We start from the raw sequence: 22,915 nt of genomic DNA, 5'->3' as shown, positions 1-22,915 counted from the left end.
CTGCCGATACGTCTCCAGACAAACCCTGATTGCTGCGTCGAATCCGCCGCTGCTATCGTTCGCAGGTCATGTGGAAGCGCTTCCACTCAGTTTCGGACGCGGGTACGCCGGAGCTTCCACCGTACCCGGTTCAACGACCTCAGCGCAGGAGAATCCGTGGCAAACGACACATCCGCTGTATCCGACGCTCTCTCCCCCCATTCCCAGCCAGTCGCCGACCCTTTCACCCCGCCCGCGGACTCGTCGCTGTGGCGCAAGAACTTTCTGCTCGGCGCGGCCACCGCTTCGTATCAGATCGAAGGCGCGGTAAACGAAGACGGCCGCCTGCCGTCCATCTGGGACACCTTCTCGGCGACGCCCGGCAAAGTGCTGGCCGGCGACACCGGCGAGGTGGCCTGCGATCACTATCATCGCTGGGAAGCGGACGTCGACCTGCTGGCCGGACTCGGCTTCGAAGGCTACCGGCTTTCGATTGCCTGGCCGCGCGTGATGGATGCGGCCGGCGCGCCGAACCGCAAAGGCATCGACTTCTACAAGCGTCTGCTGGCGCGGCTGAAAGAGAAGGGCATCACGACCTCCGTGACGCTGTATCACTGGGACTTGCCGCAGCATCTGGAAGATCGCGGCGGCTGGCTCAATCGCGATACCGCGTATCGTTTCGCCGATTACGCCGACCTGATGAGCCGCGAACTGGCCGGCAGCGTCGATGCGTGGGCGACGCTCAACGAGCCGTGGTGCTCGGCGTTTCTGGGCTACGGCAACGGCCACCACGCGCCGGGGCTCGCCGACACGCGCTACGCCACCCAGGCCATGCATCATCTGCTGCTGGCGCACGGCCTCGCGGTGCCGGTGTTGCGCGCCAACGATCCGGCTTCGCAAAAAGGCATTGTCGCCAACATCGGACGCGGCACGGCCAATAGCGAGAGCGCCGCCGACCAGCGCGCAGCGCATCTGTTCGAAGTGCAGCACAACGCGTGGATTCTCGATCCGCTCCTCAAGGGCAGCTACCCGCGGGATCTGTTCGAGTTGTGGCCGGGCACCGAGCCGCTGGTGCTCGACGGCGACATGCAAACCATTGCCGCGCCGCTGGACTTCCTCGGCATCAACTATTATTTCCGCACGAATGTCGCGAGCGATGGCGCGCACGGTTTCAGGGACGTGCCGCTCGAAGGCGTGGAGCGCACGCAGATGGGCTGGGAAGTGTATCCGGACGGCCTGCGTGATCTGTTGACGGGATTCAAGGCCACGTATGCGAATCTGCCGCCGATCTACATCACCGAAAACGGCATGGCGTCGGACGACAAGGTGATCGACGGCCATGTGGAGGACAGCCAGCGCATCTCGTTCCTCAAGCGCCATCTCGCCGCGGTCGACCAGGCGATCAAGGCCGGCGTGGAGATTCGCGGCTATTTCCTCTGGTCGCTGATGGACAACTTCGAGTGGGCCTTCGGGTACGAGCGTCGCTTCGGTGTCGTACACGTCGATTACGCTACCCAGAAGCGTACGATCAAACGCAGCGCGGAGCTGGTGTCGAAGTTCCTGAAGGAGCGCAAAGCACGCAGTGAATAGCAGGCGGGAGCTGGTTGGTATGTCGACTTGAAACACGGGCGCCAAGCCTGGAGGAGACGGAATGAACAGCAAAAAAATGGTCTTGCGAGGCGTGGTTGCGGCACTGGCGTTGTATGGCGTCGTCGCGCAGGCGGAGCCTTTGAAGGCCAACGTGATTCACTGGTGGACCTCGGGCGGCGAGTCGGCCGCGATTCGCCAGTTTGCCGATGCGTATAACAAGGCCGGCGGCCAGTGGGTCGACAATGCGGTGGCGGGCGCCGATCAGGCGCGCTCCACGGCGATCAACCGGATCGTCGGCGGCGATCCACCCACTGCCGCGCAGTTCAATACGTCCAAGCAGTTTCACGACCTGATCGATCAGGGCCTGCTGAACAACGTCGACGACGTCGCCGCGAAAGAGAACTGGAACGGCGTGTTCCCGCAGTCGATTCTCGACAGCATCAAGGTCAAGGGGCATTACTACGCCGCGCCCGTGGATATCCATATGCCGGCCTGGTTCTTCTACTCGAAGCCGGTTTTCCAGAAAGCCGGCATTGCCGGAGAGCCGAAAAGCTATGACGAGTTCATCGCCGATCTCGGCAAGCTGAAAGCCGCGGGCGTGATTCCGCTCGCGCTCGGCGGCCAGCCCTGGCAGGAGAAAATCACCTTCGACGCGGTGCTGGCGGATGTGGGCGGTCCCGATCTCTATATGAAGGTGTACCGCGACCGCGACATGAACGCCGTGAAGTCGGACGCCTTCAAGAAAGTGCTGGCATCGTTCAAGCGCCTGCACGATTTCGTCGATGCCGGCTCGCCCGGCCGCAACTGGAACGACGCCACGGCGCTCGTGATTTCCGGCAAGGCGGGCGTGCAGATCATGGGCGACTGGGCCAAGGGCGAATTCTCCGCGGCCAATCAGGTCGCGGGCAAAGATTTCGGCTGCTTCCCCGGTTTCGGTCTGCATTCGCCGTATCTGGTCGCGGGCGACGTGTTCGTGTTCCCGAAAACGGACAATCCCACCACGATCAAGGCGCAGAATCTGCTTGCCACGGTGATGACCTCGCCGGCCGCGCAAGTCGCATTCAGCGCGAAGAAAGGCTCGATTCCGATTCGTCCTGACGTGGACGGCAGCAGTCTCGACATCTGCGCGAAGGAGGGCATTGCGATCATGAAGGACAAGTCGCGTCAGTTGCCGAATCCGGAAATGCTGCTCTCGCCTGACACGCAGGGCGCGTTGATCGACGTCATTACCAACTTCTGGAACAAGAACCAGTCGGTCGACGACGCGCAGAAAGCGTTCGCCAGTGCGCTGAAGAGCTAGGTGCGCAGCATGCACGCGCTCAAGCTGCCGGCCGCCGGGTCGAAGACACGTCAAGCGCGGCTGAAGAAGCCGCTCAAAAAGCGTTTTCCGTTCGCGGCGTGGCTGGCGCTGCTGCCGATGGTCCTGACCGTTGTTTTCGCCTATCTCGGCACGATGATCTGGACCGCGCGCGTGTCGCTCAGCAATTCGCGCACGTTTCCTTCCGGCGACTTCGCGGGCTTCACGCAATACGTGCGGCTCTTCCATAACGATCGCTGGCTGCTGTCGCTGCAAAACATCGTGATCTATGGCGCGTGCTTTATCGTGGCGTGCATGGTGATCGGTTTGCTGCTGGCGATCTTCATCGATCAGCGCGTGGTTGCCGAAGGCGCATTGCGCACAGTGTTTCTCTATCCGTACGCGATGTCGTTCGTGGCCACGGGACTCGTCTGGCAGTGGATCCTGAACCCGCAACTGGGCGCGCAGGCCGTGCTGCACAAGCTCGGTTTCGCGCACGCGCGCTTCGACTGGATCGTCGATCAGGACTGGGTGATCTACACCATCGTCATCGCGACGGTGTGGCAGGCCTCGGGTCTGGTGATGGCGTTATTGCTCGCGGGTTTGCGCGGCATCGACGACGAGTTGTGGAAGGCCGCGCGCATCGACGGCATTCCGCGCTGGCGTGTCTATGCCAGCATCGTCGTGCCGATGCTCGGGCCGTCGATCTCCACCGCTTTCGTGCTGCTGTTCGTGATGGTCGTGAAGCTCTACGACGCCGTGGTCGCGATGACGCAAGGCGGCCCCGGCACGGCGAGCGAAGTGCCGGCGAAGTTCATCATGGACTATCTGTTCGGCCGCGCCAACATCGGGCTCGCGTCGGCGGCGTCGATCGTGTTGCTGGCCACCGTGCTGGCGATTCTCGCGCCGTTCTTCTACGCCCGCAGCCGCGCGGCCTTGCGTAAGGAGGTGTGATGAACACGCTCAGTCCGCCGCTGAAAGGCGGCACGCCGGACCGCACGCGGCCGCGTCGCCGCCGCACTGCATTCACACCGGCGCGCCTCGGCGTCTACGCATTTTTGCTGACGGCCGCGCTGTTCTTTCTGCTGCCGCTCTACGTGATGCTCGTCACCTCGGTCAAGCCGATGAGCGAGATCCGCCTCGGCAATCTGCTGGCGTTCCCAGCGCATTTCACGCTCAGCGCGTGGGGCGCCGCGTGGCAGTCCGCGTGCACCGGACTCGATTGCAACGGCATTCAGGTCGGTTTCTGGAACTCGGTGCGCATCGTCGTGCCGAGCACGATTCTGTCGATCGCGATCGGCGCGGTGAACGGCTATGCGCTGTCGTTCTGGCGACCGCGCGGCGCCGGCCTGCTGTTCGGCGTGCTGCTGATGGGCGCGTTCATTCCCGTGCAGGTGATGGTCTATCCGCTCGTACGCGTGCTGGCGAGCGTGCATCTGTTCAGTTCGCTGCCGGGTATCGTGGTGATTCACACCATCTTCGGCATGCCGGTGATGACGCTGCTGTTTCGCAACTACTACGTGTCGATTCCGCAGGAGCTGTTCAAGGCGGCGCGCATCGACGGCGGCGGCTTCTGGCGTATCTTCGTGCAACTGATGCTGCCCATGTCCACGCCGATCATCGTGGTGGCGATCATCATGCAGGTGACGGGCATCTGGAACGACTTCATTCTCGGTCTCGTGTTCGCCGGCACCAAAAACCTGCCGATGACGGTGCAACTGAACAACATCATCAATACGACGACCGGCGAGCGCCTCTATAACGTCAATATGGCGGCGACCATTCTGACCTCCATGGTGCCGCTCGCGGTGTACTTCGTTTCGGGCCGCTGGTTCGTGCGCGGCATTGCATCCGGCGCCGTCAAGGGATAGGGCAATGACAAACGTGGCTAATATGGCAAACGCCGTGGACATGGCGGGCGTGGTCGGCAGTTCCGATGCGGCGGACGCGGCGGGTCTCACGAATCCGGCCAACGTCGCCGTGCGCAATCTGACCATTCGGCTGGGCGCGAACACGGTGATCGAGAACCTCGATCTCGACGTGCGAGCCGGCGAATTCGTCGTGCTGCTCGGCCCGTCCGGCTGCGGCAAATCCACCTTGCTGCACAGCATTGCCGGATTGATCGACGTGACCGACGGCGCCATCGAAATTGCCGGCGAGGACATGACCTGGGCCGACCCGAAGGACCGGCGCATCGCGCTGGTGTTCCAGTCGTACGCGCTCTATCCGACCATGAGCGTGGAGCGCAACCTGTCGTTTGCCTTGCGCATCAACGGCACGCCGAAAGCGGAGATCGCGCGGCGCGTGGCGCGCGCCTCCGAGATGTTGCAACTCGGGCCGCTGCTCAAGCGCAAACCGGCGCAGCTTTCAGGCGGCCAACGGCAGCGGGTGGCGATCGGCCGGGCAATCGTGCGCGAAGCGGACGTGTTCCTGTTCGACGAGCCGCTCTCGAATCTCGACGCCAAATTGCGCACTGAACTGCGCCGCGAACTCAAGCAACTGCATCAGCGTTTGGGCGCGACGATGATCTACGTCACGCACGATCAGGTCGAGGCGATGACGCTCGCTACCCGCATGGCAGTGATGCGCGGCGGCGTGATCCAGCAGTTCGGCACGCCCGCCGAAGTCTACGCGCGCCCCGACAACCTTTTCGTCGCGACATTTCTGGGCACGCCCGCGATGAACCTGCTCAAGGGCACGCTTGAAGAACGCGAGGGCAGGGTCCACTTCAGCACCGGCCATTGGCGCCTCGACGTGTCTGCGTACCCGTTCAAGACCACGCCGGTCAACGGGTTGCCGTGCGTGCTCGGCGTTCGGGCCGAAGACGTGCGCTTGGCCGAGGGCGCGAGCGAACACGCAAAAGTTTCGCTGGTGGAGCCGATGGGCAACCACCGCGTCATCTGGCTCGACTATCATGGAGTGCAGGTCGCATCGATCGACCAGACGAAGACGCCGTTGGCGATAGGGGACACCGCGGCGTTCTCGTTCGACAGTACCCATGTCTCTCTGTTCGACGAAGCGGGCGGCGCGCGTTTGTAGCGCCGGCACGCGGCGTCACTGAAAATACAACATGCTTGACGGAGATCCGCGTGGCAACACTCAAAGATGTCGCGGCACTGGCCGGCGTGGGCATGTCGACCGCCTCGCGTGCCATTTCCGGTAAAGGACCCATCTCAGCCGATGCCGCCGCCCGTGTGAAGGCGGCCATCGAACAGTTGAACTTTCGTCCGTCTTCCATCGGCCGGGCCATGGCAACGCAGTCGCTCGGCATGGTCGGCATTTTCGTGCCGACTTTCTTCGGCTCCTACTACGGCACGATTCTCAAGCAGACGGATACCGAACTGCGCGCGGTGCACCGTCACGTGGTGGTGGCGACGGGCTGCGGAGAAGTGTCGCCGCGCGAGCAGGCCATCGAGGCGGTGCGCTTTCTGATCGGCCGCGATTGCGACGGCGTGGTGGTGATCAGCCACGATCTGCACGACGAGGATCTGATCATGCTGCACCGCATGCACCCGAAAATGGTGTTTCTGAACCGCGCGTTCGATCAGTTGCCGGAAGCGTCGTTTTGCGCCGACCATCATCGTGGCGGCGAACTGGCGGCGCGCACGCTGCTCGATCACGGGCACCGCGACATCGCGGTGATTTCCGGGCCGTTCAGCGCCTCGGACAACCAGACGCGTCTGGAAGGCTTCTTTGCCGAACTGGCGCGCGAGGGCATTGCGCGCGACGACGTCACGCTGATCGAATCGGACTTCTCACCGGAAGGCGGCTACGCCGCCGCGCAAAAGCTGCTCGACGCGAAGCGTCCCTTCACCGGCGTGTTCTGCGCGAACGATACGATGGCCGTGAGCGCGTTGGCGCGTTTTCACCAGGCGGGCATTGCCATTCCCGACGAGGTCTCGGTGATCGGCTATGACGACGATTACTCGGCCGCTTATGCCGCGCCAGGACTCACGTCGGTGCATATTCCGACTGCGGAACTGACGCAGAACGCCGTGCGCTGGCTGCTCAATCAGTGCTACCGGACCACGTGGGAGATTTTCCGTGAGTTTCCGGTGAGCGTGACGATGCGTGAGTCGGTGGGGCCGGCGCCGGGTGTGACGGCGGCCGCGATCGAGGCGGCGCGTTTGAGCCGCACGACGTAGCGGCGTCTCGCGTGGCGGCGAAGTGCCGCCCGCGGCTAACGCTCAGGTGCCGCTGCGCAGCGACTGCTCGTAGCGCAGGCGCGCTTCTTCGTCGAGCCGTGTATCTTCCAGTTCCTGGAGCACGGCTTCGAGATCGATCGGCGTGGTGTCCAGTTCGACGCGGCCGGTCAACGCGGCGTCGACATGCAGCGCGCCCGCTTCGTAGAGCGACCAGATTTCCTTGCCGTAGCTGGTGTCCAGCAACGCGGGCGCGAAGCGGCCGAAATACGTGGCGAGGTTGTTGACGTCGCGCTCGAGCATGGCGGGCGCTTCGAGATTGCCGGCGGCGTCCACCGCTTGCGGCAGGTCGATGATGACCGGGCCGTCGGCGGCAAGCAGGATGTTGTACTCGGACAGGTCGCCGTGAATCATGCCGGCGCACAGCATGCGCACCACCTGGTTCACCAGCAGCGCATGCAAGTCGAGCGCGCGTTCTTCCGTCAGCTCGACGTCGTTCAGACGCGGCGCGACATTGCCGTCGGCGTCGGTCACCAACTCCATCAGCAACACGCCGTCGGTGCAGATGAACGGCTGCGGCACGCGAACGCCCGCGTTGGCGAGCTGGAACAGCGCGTCGACTTCGGCGTTCTGCCAGGCCTGTTCCTGCACTTCGCGGCCATAGCGGCTGCCTTTTTCCATCGCGCGCTGCTGGCGGCTGTTCTTGACCTTGCGGCCTTCGCGATAGGACGCGGCCTGGCGGAAGCTGCGCTGCTTGGCGTCTTTGTAGACTTTCGCGCAGCGCGTGGCGTCGCCGCTGCGCACCACGTACACGGTGGCTTCCTTGCCGCTCATCAACTGGCAGATGACTTCGTCGATCAGGCCTTCTTCGACCAGCGGGAGCAGACGTTTCGGAGTTTTCATGCGACCGCCGAAGGGCGGCGGGCGGCGCGGCGGCGACAAGCGGCCGGTTGCGAGGGCAGATGATGCGGGATTCGGGTCATGCCGGATTATACGGGGAGACCGCGCGGAGCATGGAAAAGAGCCATGACGGGGGTCGCGAGTCGATCGCTTCTTGCCTGATGATTCCAATGCGCGCCCGAACCGCTAGAAGCGTTCGTCTAATTGCCGGACGGTGAAAAGGAAAGCCGACTTTTCGATCGTGACGGGTGAATGGGCTCGCAACCGTTTGCGTATCGCACGCGCCGTCGAACATACGCTTCGCTACCGTTTGCGCCGCATTTTCTGCTGATATCCCGATGCGGACGATCGCGGGCGCACGCGAGATTGTTGTAGCTGCCGACACACTGATTTGCTGATTTCCAGCATTCAATTCGCATGGTGATCGCTTAAACTTGGCGGTAACAATATGTTACGGGGTGCGAGATGTTGGCCGTGTTCTTCATTGCCTGCCCGATCTGCATCGCCGCGTTGGTTGGTTTCGCGCGGCACGTGGATCCGGTGACGGGGCAATTCAAGCGTTGAATCTGTAAGTGGGTGATTTTCCGCAGCGCCATGGGGGCGCGTGATGCGGTGTTCTCTTTTCTTGAGCCGATCTCGCTACAAGTCTTGCCTTTGAGTGCCGAGTCGCGGCACGATGCGCGATAACCTGGATTAGGGCAGTATCGCGTATGCGAGAATTTCTGGCGAATATCACGGCGCGCGCCAGCGTGCTGAAGGGCGTTCTTCCCCTGAACCGCGCCGCGGCGGCGCGCGATGCGCTGGCCGGTGTGCAGCTTGCGTCGATGGATATTCCGCAAGTGCTGGGCTACGCACGCATTGCGGGCATGCCGGCCGTCACGGGTCTGTATACGGTCTTTCTGCCGCTGATCGCGTTTGCGTTTTTCGGCGCTTCGCGGCACCTCGTTGTAGCCGCCGACTCCGCAACCGCCACGATTTTCGCAAGCCGGCTCTCCACCATGGCGCCGGCGGCGAGCGCTGAATATGCCGCGCTCGCCGCGATGGTCGCCTTGCTTACCGCTGCCTTGCTGTTCATCGCGCGGATTTTCAAACTGGGCTTTCTCGCCGACTTTCTGTCGCGTACCGTGCTGGTCGGCTTTCTCGCCGGCGTCGGCGTGCAGGTCGGCATTGCGATGCTCGGCGACATGTTCGGCTTGCCCGGGCACGCCGTGCGCAGCGTCGATCAGCTTGTGCTGGTGGTGCGCGAAGCCACCCAGGTCAATCGGCCGACGCTCGCCATTTCGCTGCTGGTGGTCGTCGCCATTCTGACGTTCAAGCGCTTCCTGCCACGCGTGCCGGTGCCGTTGATCGCGGTCGTGGCGGGTATCGCCGCGAGCGATCTCTATCATTTCCCGGCCCACGGTATCGCTGTGCTCGGCCCGGTGGCGGGCGGCTTGCCACCGCTGCGCATCCCGTCGGTGACATGGCAGCAGATGCTCGATTTGCTGCCCGTGGCGGCGTCCTGCTTCGTGATGATCGTCGCGCAAAGCGCCGCCGCGAGCCGCGTGTTCGCCGAGCGTCATCACGAGCCGGTGGATACCAACGCCGACCTGCTGGGCATCGCCGCGGCCAACACGGCGGCGGCGATCTCGGGCGCCTTCGTGGTGAACGGCAGCCCGACGCAAACCGCCATGGCCGATCTTGCGGGCACGCGCAGCCAGTTCGCGCAGCTCGTGTTCGCGGCGGTGGTGGTCGTGGTGCTGCTGTTTTTCAGCCGCTTTCTGCAGTATCTGCCGCACTGCATTCTTGCCAGCATCGTGTTCACGATCGCCATCGGCCTGATCAATCTGAAGACCTTGTTTGCGATTCGCCGCGAGAGTCCCGGCGAATTCGCGCTGGCCGTGTTCACCGCAGCGGCGGTGGTGCTGATCGGCGTCGAGCACGGCATTCTGGTGGCCGTGGCGCTCTCGCTGCTGCGGCACGTGCGCCACAGCTACCGTCCGCATACGATGATTCTCGCCCCTGGCGACGACGGCGTGTGGGTGCCGGTGCCCGCCGTGCCCGGCATCCAGACCGCGCCGGGCCTGATCGTCTACCGCTTCGGCGCCGACCTGTTTTACGCGAACGACCACTTTTTCGTCGACGATGCGCGCCGCCTGATCGACGCAGCCCCCAGCAAGGTGCACTGCTTCGTGATCGACGCGAGCGCGATCACCGACCTCGACTATTCGGCCTCGCGTTCGATCGGCGAGTTGATCCAGACGTTGAAAAGCGTTGGCATCAAGGTGCTCTTCGCGCGCGTGAACCGCTATTTGCGCTCGGACATGGACCGGCACGGCATCACGCCGATCGTCGAGGAAACTTGCATTTTCAACACTTTGCACGAAGCGCTGCGCACGGCCGGCGTGGAGAAGCCCGACCGGCATGTGAAAGAGGCGACGTAAGCGCTGGTTTGCGCGAGGGTGGCGCGTGGCTTTTGGCGTTGCGCTTATTCGTCTGCGAAGAAATAGCCGATGAAGAAGCACACGCCCGCGATGACCGCACCGAGCACGGCCACCGTATAAGCGAGCGCCGTGCCGTGCCACAGTCCGTCGAACCACTGATGAAGCTGCGCCATCAGCACCGCCGCATTGCCGCCGATACGCTGCAATTCGATCTGATAGCGCGGATCGGCGATGCTGTACAGGGAGACGGCGCTGTCCGGCGGCGGCGTGGTCGCATAGATGATCACGGCCAGAATCACACCGGTCACCAGCGCCGCGACGCCCGCCAGATAGAGCCGCTTCTGCCACGGCGAGCGTTGCGCTGCCGGATTCACTTCGTTGCTGCCGCTCATCGTGTTCGTCTATCCGCTTCAATCGTCACGGCGACAGTATCGCAGAGCGGCGGCCGTTTCCAGGCGCGCTCAGGTTTTCGAAGTCAGCAGCTTGATGCCGGCAATGCCGAACATGATCGCGAGCGACCCGTCGAGCCAGCGGCGGATCGCCGAGTAGATGCGCCGTGCCGAAGCGGTCGAAAACAGCACCGCGTAGCTGCTGAACACCGATACGCCGATGCACATGCAGCCGAGCACCACCGGCGTGGTGTGCGAGGCGCCGCCGGCCGGCGACATGGCCAGCGAGACGATCGACAGCCAGACCAGAATCGCTTTCGGATTGGTGAGATGCAGCAGCAGGCCACGCAGATAGAGGCGCTTGAGCGATTCGTCCTCGCGCGCGGTGCCCGTGGGCAGCGCCTTGGGACGAAACGCGGAGCGTGCCGATTTGAAGCCGAGCCACAGCAGATACAGGCCGCCGGCGATCTTGATCGCCACCAGACATTCCGAATAAGTGGCGAGTACCGCCGACAAACCCAGCGACGCCAGCAGCGCCCAGAAGAACGAACCCGATACCACGCCGAGCGCGAAGGTCAACGCGCAGCGGCGGCCCGAGCTCATCGCCAGTGACATGATCGCGAGATTGCTCGGCCCCGGGCTCGCCGTACCGACGAAGTAGGCGCTGTAGGCGATCAAAACATCGGCGGTGAGGAAGGTGCTGGCGATCATGGGCTGGACCTCGGCGGCGGGCAAGGTGTGCGGCTGGGTGCGCACAGGGGTAAAGGCGCGAACGTCACGAAGCGTCGCGCGAACGGGGATTTTGCGCTCGGCAGGCCGAATCTCACAGATACAGTTGACTGTTCCGGCAACAGCACAATCACGCAGGCGCCTGCCGGCTCACGCACCCGCCGCCGCGCCGATGCAGTCGGCGAGCGCACCCGCCACCGCCTGCCGGCTATGCCGCGGGCGCTGCACGAGGCCGATCTCCCGCTGAAACGTCGCCTCGCCGAGTTCGAGCGCGACGACCCCGGCTGGCCACTTGCCGAGTCCCGCGCTATTCGGAAGCAGCGCCACGCCGATGCCGCGTGCGACCAGTTGCACGATCCCCTGCAATTCGTCCAGTTCGATCACGTCGTGCACGTTCAGCCGCGAGCGCTGCAGAAACCGGTCGACCAGCCTGCCGCCGAACGAGGTGCGGTCGTAGCGGATAAACGGCTCGCTGCGCAGCAGTTCGCGCCAGGACCGCGCCTCGCCCTTGCCGCGCGCAAGCGCCTTGGGCACGAGCAGCACGAACGGCTCGGTGACGAGCGTGCGCCATTCGAGTTCGGACGGTAGCGCGAAGGGCGGTTTGATGACGACGGCCAGATCCAGTTCGCCGGAGTCCACTTGCCCCAGCAAGCCCAGCGACACACCGGGCACGACGCGAATGCGCCAGCCGGGACGGTCGTCGCGAAAGCGCGCGAGCGCGTCGGCGAGAAACGACACTTGCGCCGACGCGATGGCACCCACCCGCAGCATGCCGCTTTCCGCCGCGACCGCGCCACGTTCGGAGAGCCGCGCGTAGAGCGTCATCATTTCCTCGGCGAGCGCGAGCGTTTCGCGGCCGGCGTCGTTGAGCGTGGCGGAGCGGCCGGTGCGGTCGAACAGCGCGAAGCCGAGTTCCTCTTCGAGCCGCTGCATCTGCGCGCTCACGGCGGATTGCGTCAAACCGATGCGCGCGCCCGCGCCGGAAAACGTGCCGTACTGACTCACGGCGATAAAAGTCTTGAGTTCGCTCAGCATGATAGATTGATCGATTTTGGTGATGGTGAGATCAAATATATATCGTTTTTCACCATTTTTAATCATGGTTAAACTTTGCCTCACGCGTGTGGCCTTCAAGGCGCATGCACGTTCAACCCAATTCCAATCAGCGAGTTTCCCCATCATGAGCGTTGCCGATACCGCCTTGCCGCCGTTCCATCTGGCGTTCCCTGTTCATAGCCTTGCCGCCGCACGCGAGTTTTACGGCGAACTGCTAGGCTGTCCGGAAGGACGCAGTTCGGACGCGTGGGTCGATTTCAATTTCTACGGTCATCAGATCGTCGCGCACCTCGCGCCCGAGGAAATTGGCCACCGCCACACCAGCAAGGTCGACGGCGACGCCGTGCCGGTCCGTCACTTCGGCGCGGTGCTCTCGATGGCGCAATGGCAGGCCGCCGCGGACAAGCTGCAGGCGGCCGGCATTGATTTCATCATCGAGCCGCACGTGCGCTTCAAGGGCGAAGTGGGCGAGCAGGCGACCATGTTTTTCCTCGACCCGTCGGGTAATGCGCTGGAATTCAAGGCGTTTGCGGATATGTCTGCGTTGTTTGCGAAGTAACGCTGACAGCGACATGGCAAATCGGCCGTGATCGACTAAGCTTTCAATATGCGTGAAGTATTTGCTTCGCGCAAATCAATCGATGCGATGTTTCGTGATGCTCTCGCGTGACATCGCGTTGAACCGAGGCCTCAACCTCGGCTATCTTCGCTCATCAAACGTTTGCTTTTCAGCAAACCGTCCCGCAGTTCAAGCACTGTTTTTCCTTACATTAGACTTCCTGACAATTCCGCCATTTTCGCGCCATGCAGGCGTTGGTGCTACCGATCTAGCATAAGCGCTGATTCACCCATCCCTTACCTGCATTCATTCGGGCGCGTTTCATGTGGATCGTCAACGTTGCGCTTAAACGGCCATACACGTTCATCGTGATGGCCATTCTGATTTTGCTGGCGACGCCATTCGTGCTGTTGACCACACCGGTCGACGTGCTGCCGGAGATCAATATTCCGGTGGTCAGTATCATCTGGACCTACACGGGCTTGTCGGCCGAAGACATGGCCAACCGCATCACGTCGGTGAACGAGCGCAGTCTGACCACCACGGTCAACGACATCGAGCACATCGAATCGCAGTCGCTCGCGGGCATCACGATCCTGAAGGTGTTCCTGCAGCCGAACGCGAACATCCAGACGGCGATCGCGCAGACGGTGGCCGTCGAACAGGCGCAGGTCAAGCAGATGCCGCCAGGCGCCACGCCGCCGCTGGTGATCAGCTACTCGGCCTCCAGTATTCCGGTGATCCAGCTCGGCCTGTCGAGCCCGAAGCTCTCCGAGCAGGCGCTCAACGACACGGCGCTGAACTTCCTGCGTCCGCAGCTCGTGACGATTCCCGGCGCGGCCGTGCCGTACCCCTACGGCGGAAAATCGCGGCTGATCTCGGTCGACCTGGACACGCGCGCGTTGCTCGCCAAAGGGCTGACGCCATCCGATGTGGTCAGCGCGTTCAACGCGCAAAACCTGATTCTGCCGACCGGCACGGCGAAGATCGGACCGAAGGAATACACGATCAACATGAACGGCTCGCCCGCCACGTTGGAAGGGCTCAACGATATTCCGGTGCGCACGCTCAACGGTGCGACGACGTATCTGCGCGAGGTCGCGCACGTGCGTGACGGCTACTCGCCGCAAACCAATATCGTGCGGCAGGACGGCCATCGCGGCGTGCTGATGTCGGTGCTCAAGAACGGCAGTGCGTCGACGCTTTCCATCGTCAATACGCTGCGCGGCCTGCTGCCGAACGCGCAAGCCGCCTTGCCGCCGGATCTGAAGATCACCGCGCTATTCGATCAGTCGGTGTTCGTGAAAGCGGCGGTGCAGGGCGTGGTGCGCGAAGCGCTGGTTGCCGCCGCGCTGACCGCCGCGATGATTCTGCTGTTCCTCGGCAACTGGCGCAGCACCTGCATCATCGCGATCTCGATTCCGCTGTCGATCCTGTCCTCGTTGATCGCGCTGCATGCGCTCGGACAGACCATCAATATCATGACGCTCGGCGGTCTCGCGCTGGCGGTCGGGATTCTGGTGGACGATGCCACGGTGACGATCGAGAACATCGAACGGCATCTGCATATGGGCACGAATCTGCACGATGCGATTCTCGACGGCGCGGGCGAAATCGCGATTCCCGCGCTCGTGTCCACGCTATGTATCTGTATCGTGTTCGTGCCGATGTTCTTCCTGACCGGCGTGGCGCGTTATCTGTTCGTGCCGCTCGCCGAAGCCGTGGTGTTCGCGATGCTGGCTTCGTACGTTCTGTCGCGTACGCTGGTGCCGACCCTCGCGATGCTGCTGATGGGTCACGCGCACAAGCCGAAGCAGGGCGCGAAGCCGAATCTCTTCATGCGCCTCTATCATCGCTTCGATCGTGGTTTCGAGCGCATGCGCGCCGGCTACATCATGATTCTCAGCAGCTTGCTGGTGCGGCGCGGCATGTTCGGCAGCGTGTTCCTCGGCTTTTGCGTCGTCTCGATGGGCCTGATTTTCGTGCTCGGCGAAGACTTCTTCCCGAGCGTGGACGCCGGCGATATTCGCCTGCATATGCGTGCGCCGACCGGCACCCGCATCGAGGAAACCGCGCGTCTCGCCGACGAAGTCGAAAAGGTGATTCGCGAAGTCGTGCCGCAAAAAGAACTCGGCACGATTCTCGACAACCTCGGTTTGCCCTATAGCGGCATCAACCTCTCGTACAGCAATGCGGGCACGATCGGTACGCTTGACGGCGAGATCCAGGTGGCGCTCAATGAAGATCACAAGCCCACGCAGATCTACATGGACAAACTGCGCGCGATCCTGCCGCAGCGTTTTCCGGGCGTCGAGTTTTTCTTTCAGCCTGCCGACATCGTCACGCAGATTCTCAACTTCGGCCTACCTGCTGCCGTGGACGTGCAGATTTCCGGCGCGAATCAGGAGGGCAACTTCGACATAGCGCGCAAGCTGCTGAAACAGGTGCGCATGATTCCCGGCACGGTGGACACGCACATCCAGCAGAAACTGGATGAACCGGCGATCAATCTTCAGATGGATCGCACACGGCTTCAGCAACTCAATCTGAGCGCGAGCAACGTGGCGCAAAACGTGCTCATTTCGCTGTCGGGCAGTTCGCAAACCTCGCCGGGTTTCTGGTTCAACAATCGCAACGGCGTGGAATACAACGTGGCGGTGCAGACGCCGCAGTATCAGGTGTCGTCGATCGATGAGCTATTGCGCACACCGGTGTCGGGCTCGACCACCGGCCCGACGCAATTGCTCGGCAATCTGGTGCGGGTCACGCCGCAGACGCAGTTCGCGGAAGTCACGCATTACAACATCAGGCCGGTGATCGATCTGTATGTGAGCGTCGAGAAGCGCGACCTCGGCAGTGTGGCGAATCAGGTCGACAAGCTGGTGGACAACGTGCGTGCGTCGCTGCCGCGCGGCAGTCAGATTACCGTGCGCGGCCAGGTGCAGACCATGCGCAGTTCGTTCTTCGGTCTGGGGATCGGCGTGGCGATGGCGATCGTGCTGGTGTACCTGTTGATCGTGGTGAATTTCCAGTCGTGGGTCGATCCGCTGATCATCGTCAGCGCGTTGCCCGCGGCGTTGGCGGGCATTGTGTGGATGCTGTTCCTGACCGGCACGCACCTGAGTGTGCCGGCGTTGACGGGCGCGATCATGACCATGGGCGTGGCCACCGCCAACAGTATTCTGATGGTGGCGTTCGCGCGCCAGCGCCTTTCCGCCGGCGCACCGCCGTTGACCGCCGCGCTCGAAGCCGGTGCAAGCCGGATCAGGCCGGTGCTGATGACCGCCTTTGCGATGATCATCGGCATGATTCCGATGGCGCTCGGTCTCGGCGAAGGCGCCGAGCAGAATGCACCGCTCGGCCGCGCGGTGATCGGCGGCTTGCTGTTCGCCACCGTGTCCACGCTGTTTTTCGTGCCGCTGGTGTTCGCGGCGATTCACTCCCGCCTTGCGCGCCGTCACCGCGACGATGGTGACGACGGCGACGCAAACCACAATGGTTCCCACGGCGACGGCCACGACGGCCCCGCGCCCGGGCACGGCGGTGCCGGCAAGCCCGCGTAAAGTTAAATGATGGCTGACTGAGATGACCGAAAAAACTCATGCATCGCTAGCGATTCCGGCGCGAGAGACCGAAGGCGGCCACGCCTTGCCGCCGCGCCATCGCGAATGGAAACGCGCCAAGATCGCCGTGTGGATCGTGCTGGCACTGCTCGCCGTCGGGGCCTTGCGCACTGTGGTTGCGAACATGATGCAAAACCGTTCGGTGGCGGAGACCACCAAGCAGAACGCCACGCAGTATGTGAACGTGGTGAGTCCGACGCAGACCGAAGGCGGCGGCAATACCTTGCTGCCGGGTACGCTGCGCGGCTACGTCGAATCGCCGATTTACGCGCGCTCCACCGGTTATCTGTTGCACTGGTACGCGGATATCGGCACGCGTGTGAAGCAGGGTCAGCTGCTCGCCGATCTGGACACGCCGGAAATCGATCAGGAACTCGCGCAGGCATTGGCGCAGCGCCAGCAAACCAGTTCGAGCCTCGGCCTTGCCAAGAGCTCGCTGGACCGTTGGCAGCAACTGCGTCAGCGCGATGCGGTCTCGCAACAGGAACTCGACGAACGGCAGAGCACGTACACGCAAGACGTGGCCAACCTCGCCGCCGCCGACGCCAACGTCAAGCGCCTGCAGCAGCTCGAATCGTTCAAGCGCATCGTCGCGCCGTTCGCGGGCGTAGTCACGCAGCGCAATGTGGATGTCGGCGACCTGATCGACGCGGGCAGCGGCACGAGCCGCGCGCTCTTCGCGCTCGCGCAGTCGGACCCGCTGCGCGTCTATGTGCAGTTGCCGCAGGCGTACGCGCAGAACGTGTCGGTGGGACAGAAGGTGGTGGTGACGCAGGCCGAACTGCCGGGCCAGCAATTCCACGGCACGATCACGCACATTTCCGGCGCGATCGACGTGCCCACCCGTTCGCTGCAGGTCGAAGTGACACTGCCGAATCCGGACGACAAGCTGCGGCCCGGCGCGTATGTCCAGGTCGCGCTGCCGGCGGTTGCGCACGCGCGATTGATGGTGCCGGGCAACGCCTTGCTGTTTCGCGCTGAAGGCCCGCGGGTTGCGGTGGTCGATGCGAACGGCAACGTGCAGTTGCACAAGATCGTGATCGCGCAGGATCTCGGCCAGTCGCTCGAAATCGAAAGCGGCATCGAGGCCAGCGACAGGATCATCATCAACCCGAGCGATTCGATCGCGGACGGCGATCACGTGCAGATCCAGCAGCCGCAGGCCAATGGCAAGGGGGCGTCGTGAGGCACGTGGCCACATGCCGTGCACTGACGACGCTGGCAGGCGCGGCGCTGCTGGCCGCGTGCACGGTCGGGCCGGACTATCAGCGGCCGCAGGCCGAAGTGCCGCCCACCTGGCAAACCGATTCGTACTGGCGCGTGGCCGTACCGTCTCATGCGCCGATTTCGCCGGACTGGTGGAGCGCGTTCAGAGATCCGACGCTCGCCACGCTGGAAACGCAGGGGCTCGCGCAGAATCAGACGCTGCTGGCGGCCAGCGCGCATTACGAGCAGGCGCGGGCGACGCTCGCGAACAACCGCGCGCAGCAGATTCCCGAAGTCGATTTCGCGGCGCAGGCATCGCGCTTCCGGATTTCGCAGAACCGTCCGCAGACGAATTACGGCACGCCCACGACGTCGACGGTGCAGAACAGTGTGCAGCTCGGCCCCACCATCAACTACGACACCGATCTATTCGGCCGGATACGTCGTGAGGTGGAAGGCGCCGCGGCTTCCGCGCAGCAGTCGGCCGACGACCTCGCCAACGCGCGGCTCGTGCTGACCACCGATCTCGCCACCGATTATTTCTCGCTGCGCGAACTCGACGCCGAGATTGACGTGCTGAATCAGTCGGTGAAACTGCAGCAGAAGGCGCTCGACTACGTGACGACCGAGCACGATCTCGGTTCGGTGTCGGGGCTCGACGTGCTGCAGCAGAAATCGCTGCTCGACTCGACGCGCGTGCAGGCGCAACTGCTGCTGAACCAGCGCGCGCAGTTCGAGCATGCGATCGCCGCGCTGGTCGGCGTGCCAGCGCCGCAGTTCGCGATCGAACCGAAGGTGCTCGATGCGAAAGTGCCGTCGATCCCGCTCGGCGTGCCCAGCGACGTGTTGCAGCGGCGGCCGGATGTCGCCTCGGCCGAGCGCGCGATGGCCGCGGCGAATGCGCAGATCGGCGTCGCCAAGGCGGCGTTTTTCCCGAGCCTCACGCTGGCGCCGAGCATCGGTTGGGAAAGCACACAGTTCGCCAGCCTGTTGAGCGCGCCCACGCTGATGTGGACGCTCGGCGCGGCGGTCGGCCAGGTGTTGTTCGACGGCGGCCGCCGCGCGGCCAACGTGAAGTTCGCGAGCGAAGGCTACAAGGCCACCGAGGCGAACTACCGCCAGACCGTGCTCACCGCGTTCCAGCAGGTGCAGGACGGCATCACCGGACTCTCCGTGCTGGACGGCGCGGCGAAGCAGTCGAGCGAGGCCGTCACCGACGCGCAGCATCTGCTGGCGCTCGCCAACGACCGCTATTCGGGCGGCCTCGTCGCTTACCTCGACGTGATCACCGCGCAACAGCAACTGCTCACCAGCGAGCGCCAGGACGTGCAGATTCACGGCCAGCAGATGACGCTGTCGGTCTCGCTCGTGAAGGCGCTCGGCGGCGGCTGGGACGTCGGCGCGGACATGCCGAACATGCCCATGGGCGCGCAGCCGAACGACACGAAGGAGGCGATGGCTCCCGCGCGGTGAGCTACCGGATCATGAAGCAACAGGGGCGGCAACAGGAGCACGCGGCGGTGCGCAAGAAGATTGCAAGGCGTTTCGTATAATGCACATACAAGGGGACGCGCATGAAATTGCTGATTGTTGAAGACGAGCACAAGGTGGTGGACTACCTGCGCTCCGGTTTGACAGAGCAGGGCTGGGTCGTCGACGTCGCGCTCGACGGCGAGGAAGGCATGCATCTGGCCACCGAATTCGATTACGACGTGATCGTTCTCGACGTGATGCTGCCCAAACGCGACGGCTTCAGCGTGCTGAAGGCGCTGCGTATGCGCAAGTCCACGCCGGTCATCATGCTCACCGCGCGCGATCACGTGAACGACCGCGTGCGTGGACTGCGCGAAGGCGCGGACGACTATCTCACCAAACCCTTTTCGTTCCTCGAACTGGTCGAGCGGCTGCATGCTCTCGCGCGCCGCACCCGCTCGCAGGAGTCGACGCTGATTTCCGTCGGCGATCTGTTCGTGGATCTGATCGGCCGGCGCGCGACCCGCGACGGCGTGCGGCTCGACCTGACCGCGAAAGAATTCCAGTTGCTCAGCGTGCTGGCGCGCCGGCAAGGCGACATTCTGTCGAAGACGGCCATTACCGAACTGGTCTGGGACGTCAATTTCGACAGCCATACGAACGTGGTCGAGACCGCGATCAAACGATTGCGCGCCAAGCTCGACGGCCCGTTCCCCTCCAAACTGCTGCACACCGTGCGCGGCATGGGTTACGTGCTCGAAGTGCGGGAAGAGGCGGAGCAATCATGAACCGCTCGATAGCCCGGCGCCTCGCGTTGATGTTCGCGTTCGTCGCGCTATTCGTGTTCACGCTGGTCGGCACGGGGCTCTTTCTCGTGCTGCGCACGCAGCTCGAACACCATCTGCGCGAGTCGCTCGACGACCGCACGCAGATCGCGCGCATCATCGTCTATCACGCCGTGACGCCGGAGAAGTGGCGCATGGCGCGCGAAAAGCTCACCGACATGACGCCGCACGACGGCAGCACCGTGTATGCGGTGTCGAGCCCCGATCCGTATTTCCATTACGGCACGCCGGTCGACGGTTCGGTGGTGACGAGCTGGGCGGGCGGCTATGCGCGCGTGACGCCGGCCGGCGGCGGCCAGGACATGCTGACCTCCACGGCCACGATTCCAGCCTACGGCGCGCGTCCGGCGGTGCAATTGCAGGTGGCCGCGAGCTATTCGCCCAATGTGCGCACCATGCGCGTGTTCGGCTTCGCGCTTGCCGCGTTGTCGGCGCTGGGCAGCCTCGGCGTCCTGTTGCTCAGCTATTCGGTCACGCGGCTCGGCCTCGCGCCGCTCACGCGCCTCACGCGCGACGCTTCCGCGGTGAGCCCGAACAACCGCTCGCAGCGTCTGAATACGGCCTCGCTGCCGCTCGAACTGAACGACCTGGCCAACTCCTTCAACGGTGCGCTCGAGCGGCTTGACGGCGCGTATGGCCGCCTCGAATCGTTCAATGCGGACGTGGCCCATGAACTGCGCACGCCGGTGACGATTCTGATCGGCCAGACGGAAGTCGCGTTGACACGCAATCGCTCGGTCGACGATCTGCGCCATACGTTGCAATCGAATCTCGAAGAATTCGAGCGCATGCGGGCGATCATCAACGACATGCTGTTCCTCGCCCGCGCCGATCAGGGTGAGCGCGCGACGGGCCTCATCGACGTGTCACTGGCTGCGGAAGTCGCGCATACGCTGGAGTTTCTGGAGATACCGCTCGAAGAAGCGCGGGTGCATGCGCAATTGCGCGGCGACGCCATGGCGCGCGTGAATCGCTCGCTGTTCGGCCGCGCCTGCACGAATCTGTTGATGAACGCGATCCAGCACTGCGAGCCGGGCGCCGAGATCAGCGTGACGATCGTGAGTGATCAGGATCAGGTGCGCGTCGCGGTGGCCAACCCCGGCGAGCCGATCGCGCCGGACGTGCTCGAACATCTGTTCGACCGCTTCTATCGCGCCGAGGTCTCGCGCACGAACAGCCGCGAAAACCACGGGCTGGGTCTGGCGATCGTGAAAGCGATTGCGGAGATGCATAGCGGCACCGTGTCGGCGCAAAGCGCGCACGGCATCAACACCTTTGCGTTCTCGGTTGCGGCGGTCTCGCCGCTCGAAGCCGGCGTGCCGGCGGCGCGCTCGAACACGAGCGCGGCGGCCGAGGGAACCGGTTATTCGTCGCTGGTGAAGGGCAAGTCGGCCTGAACCGGCAGACGTCGCGGCGGTGTCAGCGCGTTGGCCGGCGTCAACGCACTGACGCGCACGCCGAGGAGCCGCAGCTTGCGGTTCAATTCCACTCTGCGCAGGCATTCGGTCGCCGCGCGCCGGATCTCGGCGGCGTCGGCGGTCGGCACGTCCAGCGTCAGATCGCGCGTGACCGTGCGGAAATCGTCGTAACGCAATTTGATGCCCACGGTCCGTCCCACGTAGCCCTTGCGCACCAGATCTTCCGCCACCCGCACGCACAAGCCGGTAAATGAACTCGATAGCGCGGGCCGGTCGTGCCGTGGATGCAGATCGCGCTCGAAGGTCGTCTCGCGGCTCATCGACTTGGGCTCCGATTCGACGACCACCGGCCGCTCGTCGTGGCCTTGCGCGACCTGCATGAGCCACGCCGAGTAGCTGCGCCCGAAGTGGTCCTGCAAGAGCCCCGCGTCCGCCGCCGCCAGATCGCCGACGGTGGCGAGACCGAGCGCGGTCAGCTTCTCCGCGGCCTTCGGTCCGATGCCATTGACCTTGCGCACCGGCAGCGGCCAGACGCGCAAGGGAATGTCAGCGGGCGTGAGGATGGTGAGGCCGTCGGGTTTGTCGAGTTCGGAGCCGATCTTCGCGAGCAGCTTGTTCGGCGCCACGCAAATGGAGCAGGTGAGGCCGGTGGCCTGATTGACCGCCTGCTTGATGCGCGCGGCGATCTCGCGCGGCTCGCCCGGCAGTTCGGTCAGATCGATATAGATTTCGTCGATGCCGCGATCTTCGATGCGCTCGGTGAACGTGGCGACCGCCGCCTTGAACAGGCGCGAATAGTGGCGATAGGAGTCGAAGTCGGTGGGCAGCAGGATCGCATCCGGCGCGAGCACGGCGGCCTTCATCATGCCCATGGCGGAGAACACGCCGAGCGCGCGCGCTTCGTAAGTGGAGGTGGTCACCACGCCGCGGCCCGCGTAATCGCGCAGCTTCGCGAAGCGGCGGGTGCCGTCTTCGAGCGTTTGCGGCACGCCGTTGCGGCCGCCGCCGATCACCACCGCCTGGCCTCGTAGTTCCGGATAGCGCAAAAGCTCGACGGACGCGTAGAACGCGTCCATGTCGAGGTGCGCGATGCGGCGGCTTGCAGAACTCATGGGATGGCAAAAAACGGCTGACGACGACGGTCAAACCGTAATAGTACCTTGCTCTGCCGCCGCCAGGACCGCTCAGAAGCGGTAGCTCACCCCGTACACGGCCGTTGAAACCGCCAATGCGTCGACGCTGGTTTCCGCTAACAGCACGAGCGTGGTGAAAGACGCGCCGACGCT

The 22,915-nt window shown here is 63.8% G+C and carries 18 protein-coding genes; 13 read left to right on the top strand and 5 right to left on the bottom strand.

The features are described 5' to 3' along the window. Window positions 1-156 precede the first annotated feature (156 nt). From P0D80_RS05020 to P0D80_RS04995, 6 genes are all read left to right on the top strand, one after another. Complete coding sequence (locus P0D80_RS05020; RefSeq protein ID WP_408281753.1) at window positions 157-1,569, top strand: GH1 family beta-glucosidase; 1,413 nt, start codon at window positions 157-159, stop codon at window positions 1,567-1,569. 61 nt (window positions 1,570-1,630) lie between these two features. Further along, complete coding sequence (locus P0D80_RS05015; RefSeq protein ID WP_408281750.1) at window positions 1,631-2,869, top strand: ABC transporter substrate-binding protein; 1,239 nt, start codon at window positions 1,631-1,633, stop codon at window positions 2,867-2,869. 9 nt (window positions 2,870-2,878) lie between these two features. Further along, the gene (locus P0D80_RS05010) at window positions 2,879-3,820 is read left to right on the top strand and encodes a carbohydrate ABC transporter permease (RefSeq protein ID WP_132382447.1); all 942 of its coding nucleotides are present in this window, start codon (window positions 2,879-2,881) and stop codon (window positions 3,818-3,820) included. Further along, window positions 3,820-4,737, top strand: coding sequence for a carbohydrate ABC transporter permease (locus tag P0D80_RS05005; protein WP_408281748.1), 918 nt, complete (start codon window positions 3,820-3,822; stop codon window positions 4,735-4,737). Before P0D80_RS05010 ends, P0D80_RS05005 begins: the two co-directional genes overlap by 1 nt. A gap of 4 nt (window positions 4,738-4,741) precedes the next feature. After that, entirely contained in the window at window positions 4,742-5,905 is a 1,164-nt protein-coding gene (locus P0D80_RS05000; protein ID WP_408281745.1) for an ABC transporter ATP-binding protein, read from the top strand. A gap of 50 nt (window positions 5,906-5,955) precedes the next feature. Next, window positions 5,956-7,011: a LacI family DNA-binding transcriptional regulator gene (locus P0D80_RS04995; protein ID WP_408177090.1), complete on the top strand. Its 1,056-nt coding sequence runs from the start codon at window positions 5,956-5,958 to the stop codon at window positions 7,009-7,011. Between the two features lie 42 nt (window positions 7,012-7,053). On the opposite strand, the gene P0D80_RS04990 is transcribed toward P0D80_RS04995, so the two are convergent. Further along, window positions 7,054-7,911, bottom strand: coding sequence for a PA4780 family RIO1-like protein kinase (locus P0D80_RS04990; RefSeq protein ID WP_408177091.1), 858 nt, complete (start codon window positions 7,909-7,911; stop codon window positions 7,054-7,056). 707 nt (window positions 7,912-8,618) lie between these two features. On the opposite strand from P0D80_RS04990, the gene P0D80_RS04985 reads away from it, so the two are divergent. Next, entirely contained in the window at window positions 8,619-10,331 is a 1,713-nt protein-coding gene (locus P0D80_RS04985) for a SulP family inorganic anion transporter (RefSeq protein WP_408177092.1), read from the top strand. Between the two features lie 44 nt (window positions 10,332-10,375). Here the strand turns inward: P0D80_RS04985 and P0D80_RS04980 are convergent, their stop codons facing one another. The 3 genes from P0D80_RS04980 to P0D80_RS04970 all read right to left on the bottom strand — a co-directional run bounded on the left by P0D80_RS04980 (window position 10,376) and on the right by P0D80_RS04970 (window position 12,484). Further along, a complete protein-coding gene (locus P0D80_RS04980) occupies window positions 10,376-10,723 on the bottom strand; it encodes a hypothetical protein (RefSeq protein ID WP_408281743.1) in 348 nt (115 codons plus the stop codon). Window positions 10,724-10,792: 69 nt separating this feature from the next. After that, window positions 10,793-11,431, bottom strand: a complete 639-nt coding sequence (locus P0D80_RS04975) for a LysE family translocator (protein ID WP_408281742.1) — start codon at window positions 11,429-11,431, stop codon at window positions 10,793-10,795. Between the two features lie 168 nt (window positions 11,432-11,599). Next, window positions 11,600-12,484 (bottom strand): LysR family transcriptional regulator, encoded by an 885-nt coding sequence (locus tag P0D80_RS04970; protein ID WP_408281741.1) that lies wholly within the window; start codon window positions 12,482-12,484, stop codon window positions 11,600-11,602. A 145-nt stretch (window positions 12,485-12,629) separates the two neighbouring features. On the opposite strand from P0D80_RS04970, the gene P0D80_RS04965 reads away from it, so the two are divergent. From P0D80_RS04965 to P0D80_RS04940, 6 genes are all read left to right on the top strand, one after another. Continuing rightward, on the top strand, window positions 12,630-13,064 hold the full coding sequence (locus tag P0D80_RS04965; protein ID WP_408177096.1) for a VOC family protein: 435 nt from the start codon (window positions 12,630-12,632) through the stop codon (window positions 13,062-13,064). Between the two features lie 323 nt (window positions 13,065-13,387). Further along, window positions 13,388-16,627 (top strand): efflux RND transporter permease subunit, encoded by a 3,240-nt coding sequence (locus tag P0D80_RS04960; protein ID WP_408177097.1) that lies wholly within the window; start codon window positions 13,388-13,390, stop codon window positions 16,625-16,627. A 22-nt stretch (window positions 16,628-16,649) separates the two neighbouring features. After that, window positions 16,650-17,873: an efflux RND transporter periplasmic adaptor subunit gene (locus P0D80_RS04955; protein ID WP_408281739.1), complete on the top strand. Its 1,224-nt coding sequence runs from the start codon at window positions 16,650-16,652 to the stop codon at window positions 17,871-17,873. Then, on the top strand, window positions 17,870-19,366 hold the full coding sequence (locus tag P0D80_RS04950) for an efflux transporter outer membrane subunit (RefSeq protein WP_408281738.1): 1,497 nt from the start codon (window positions 17,870-17,872) through the stop codon (window positions 19,364-19,366). Before P0D80_RS04955 ends, P0D80_RS04950 begins: the two co-directional genes overlap by 4 nt. Window positions 19,367-19,467: 101 nt before the next feature. Beyond that, window positions 19,468-20,154, top strand: a complete 687-nt coding sequence (locus P0D80_RS04945; RefSeq protein WP_007176723.1) for a heavy metal response regulator transcription factor — start codon at window positions 19,468-19,470, stop codon at window positions 20,152-20,154. Beyond that, entirely contained in the window at window positions 20,151-21,608 is a 1,458-nt protein-coding gene (locus P0D80_RS04940) for a heavy metal sensor histidine kinase (RefSeq protein ID WP_408281736.1), read from the top strand. The genes P0D80_RS04945 and P0D80_RS04940 overlap by 4 nt, the downstream gene beginning before the upstream one ends. On the opposite strand, the gene dinB is transcribed toward P0D80_RS04940, so the two are convergent. Further along, window positions 21,575-22,741 carry a DNA polymerase IV gene (gene dinB, locus P0D80_RS04935; RefSeq protein ID WP_408281734.1) on the bottom strand — a complete coding sequence of 389 codons (1,167 nt, stop codon included), beginning with the start codon at window positions 22,739-22,741 and terminating at the stop codon, window positions 21,575-21,577. The genes P0D80_RS04940 and dinB overlap by 34 nt on opposite strands. Window positions 22,742-22,915 lie beyond the last annotated feature (174 nt).

Source organism: Paraburkholderia sp. RL17-373-BIF-A (assembly GCF_046030175.1).
Classification (GTDB): domain Bacteria; phylum Pseudomonadota; class Gammaproteobacteria; order Burkholderiales; family Burkholderiaceae; genus Paraburkholderia.
The sequence above is the reverse complement of the archived record's forward strand: the minus strand, read 5'-3'. Positions and strand labels throughout refer to the sequence as shown.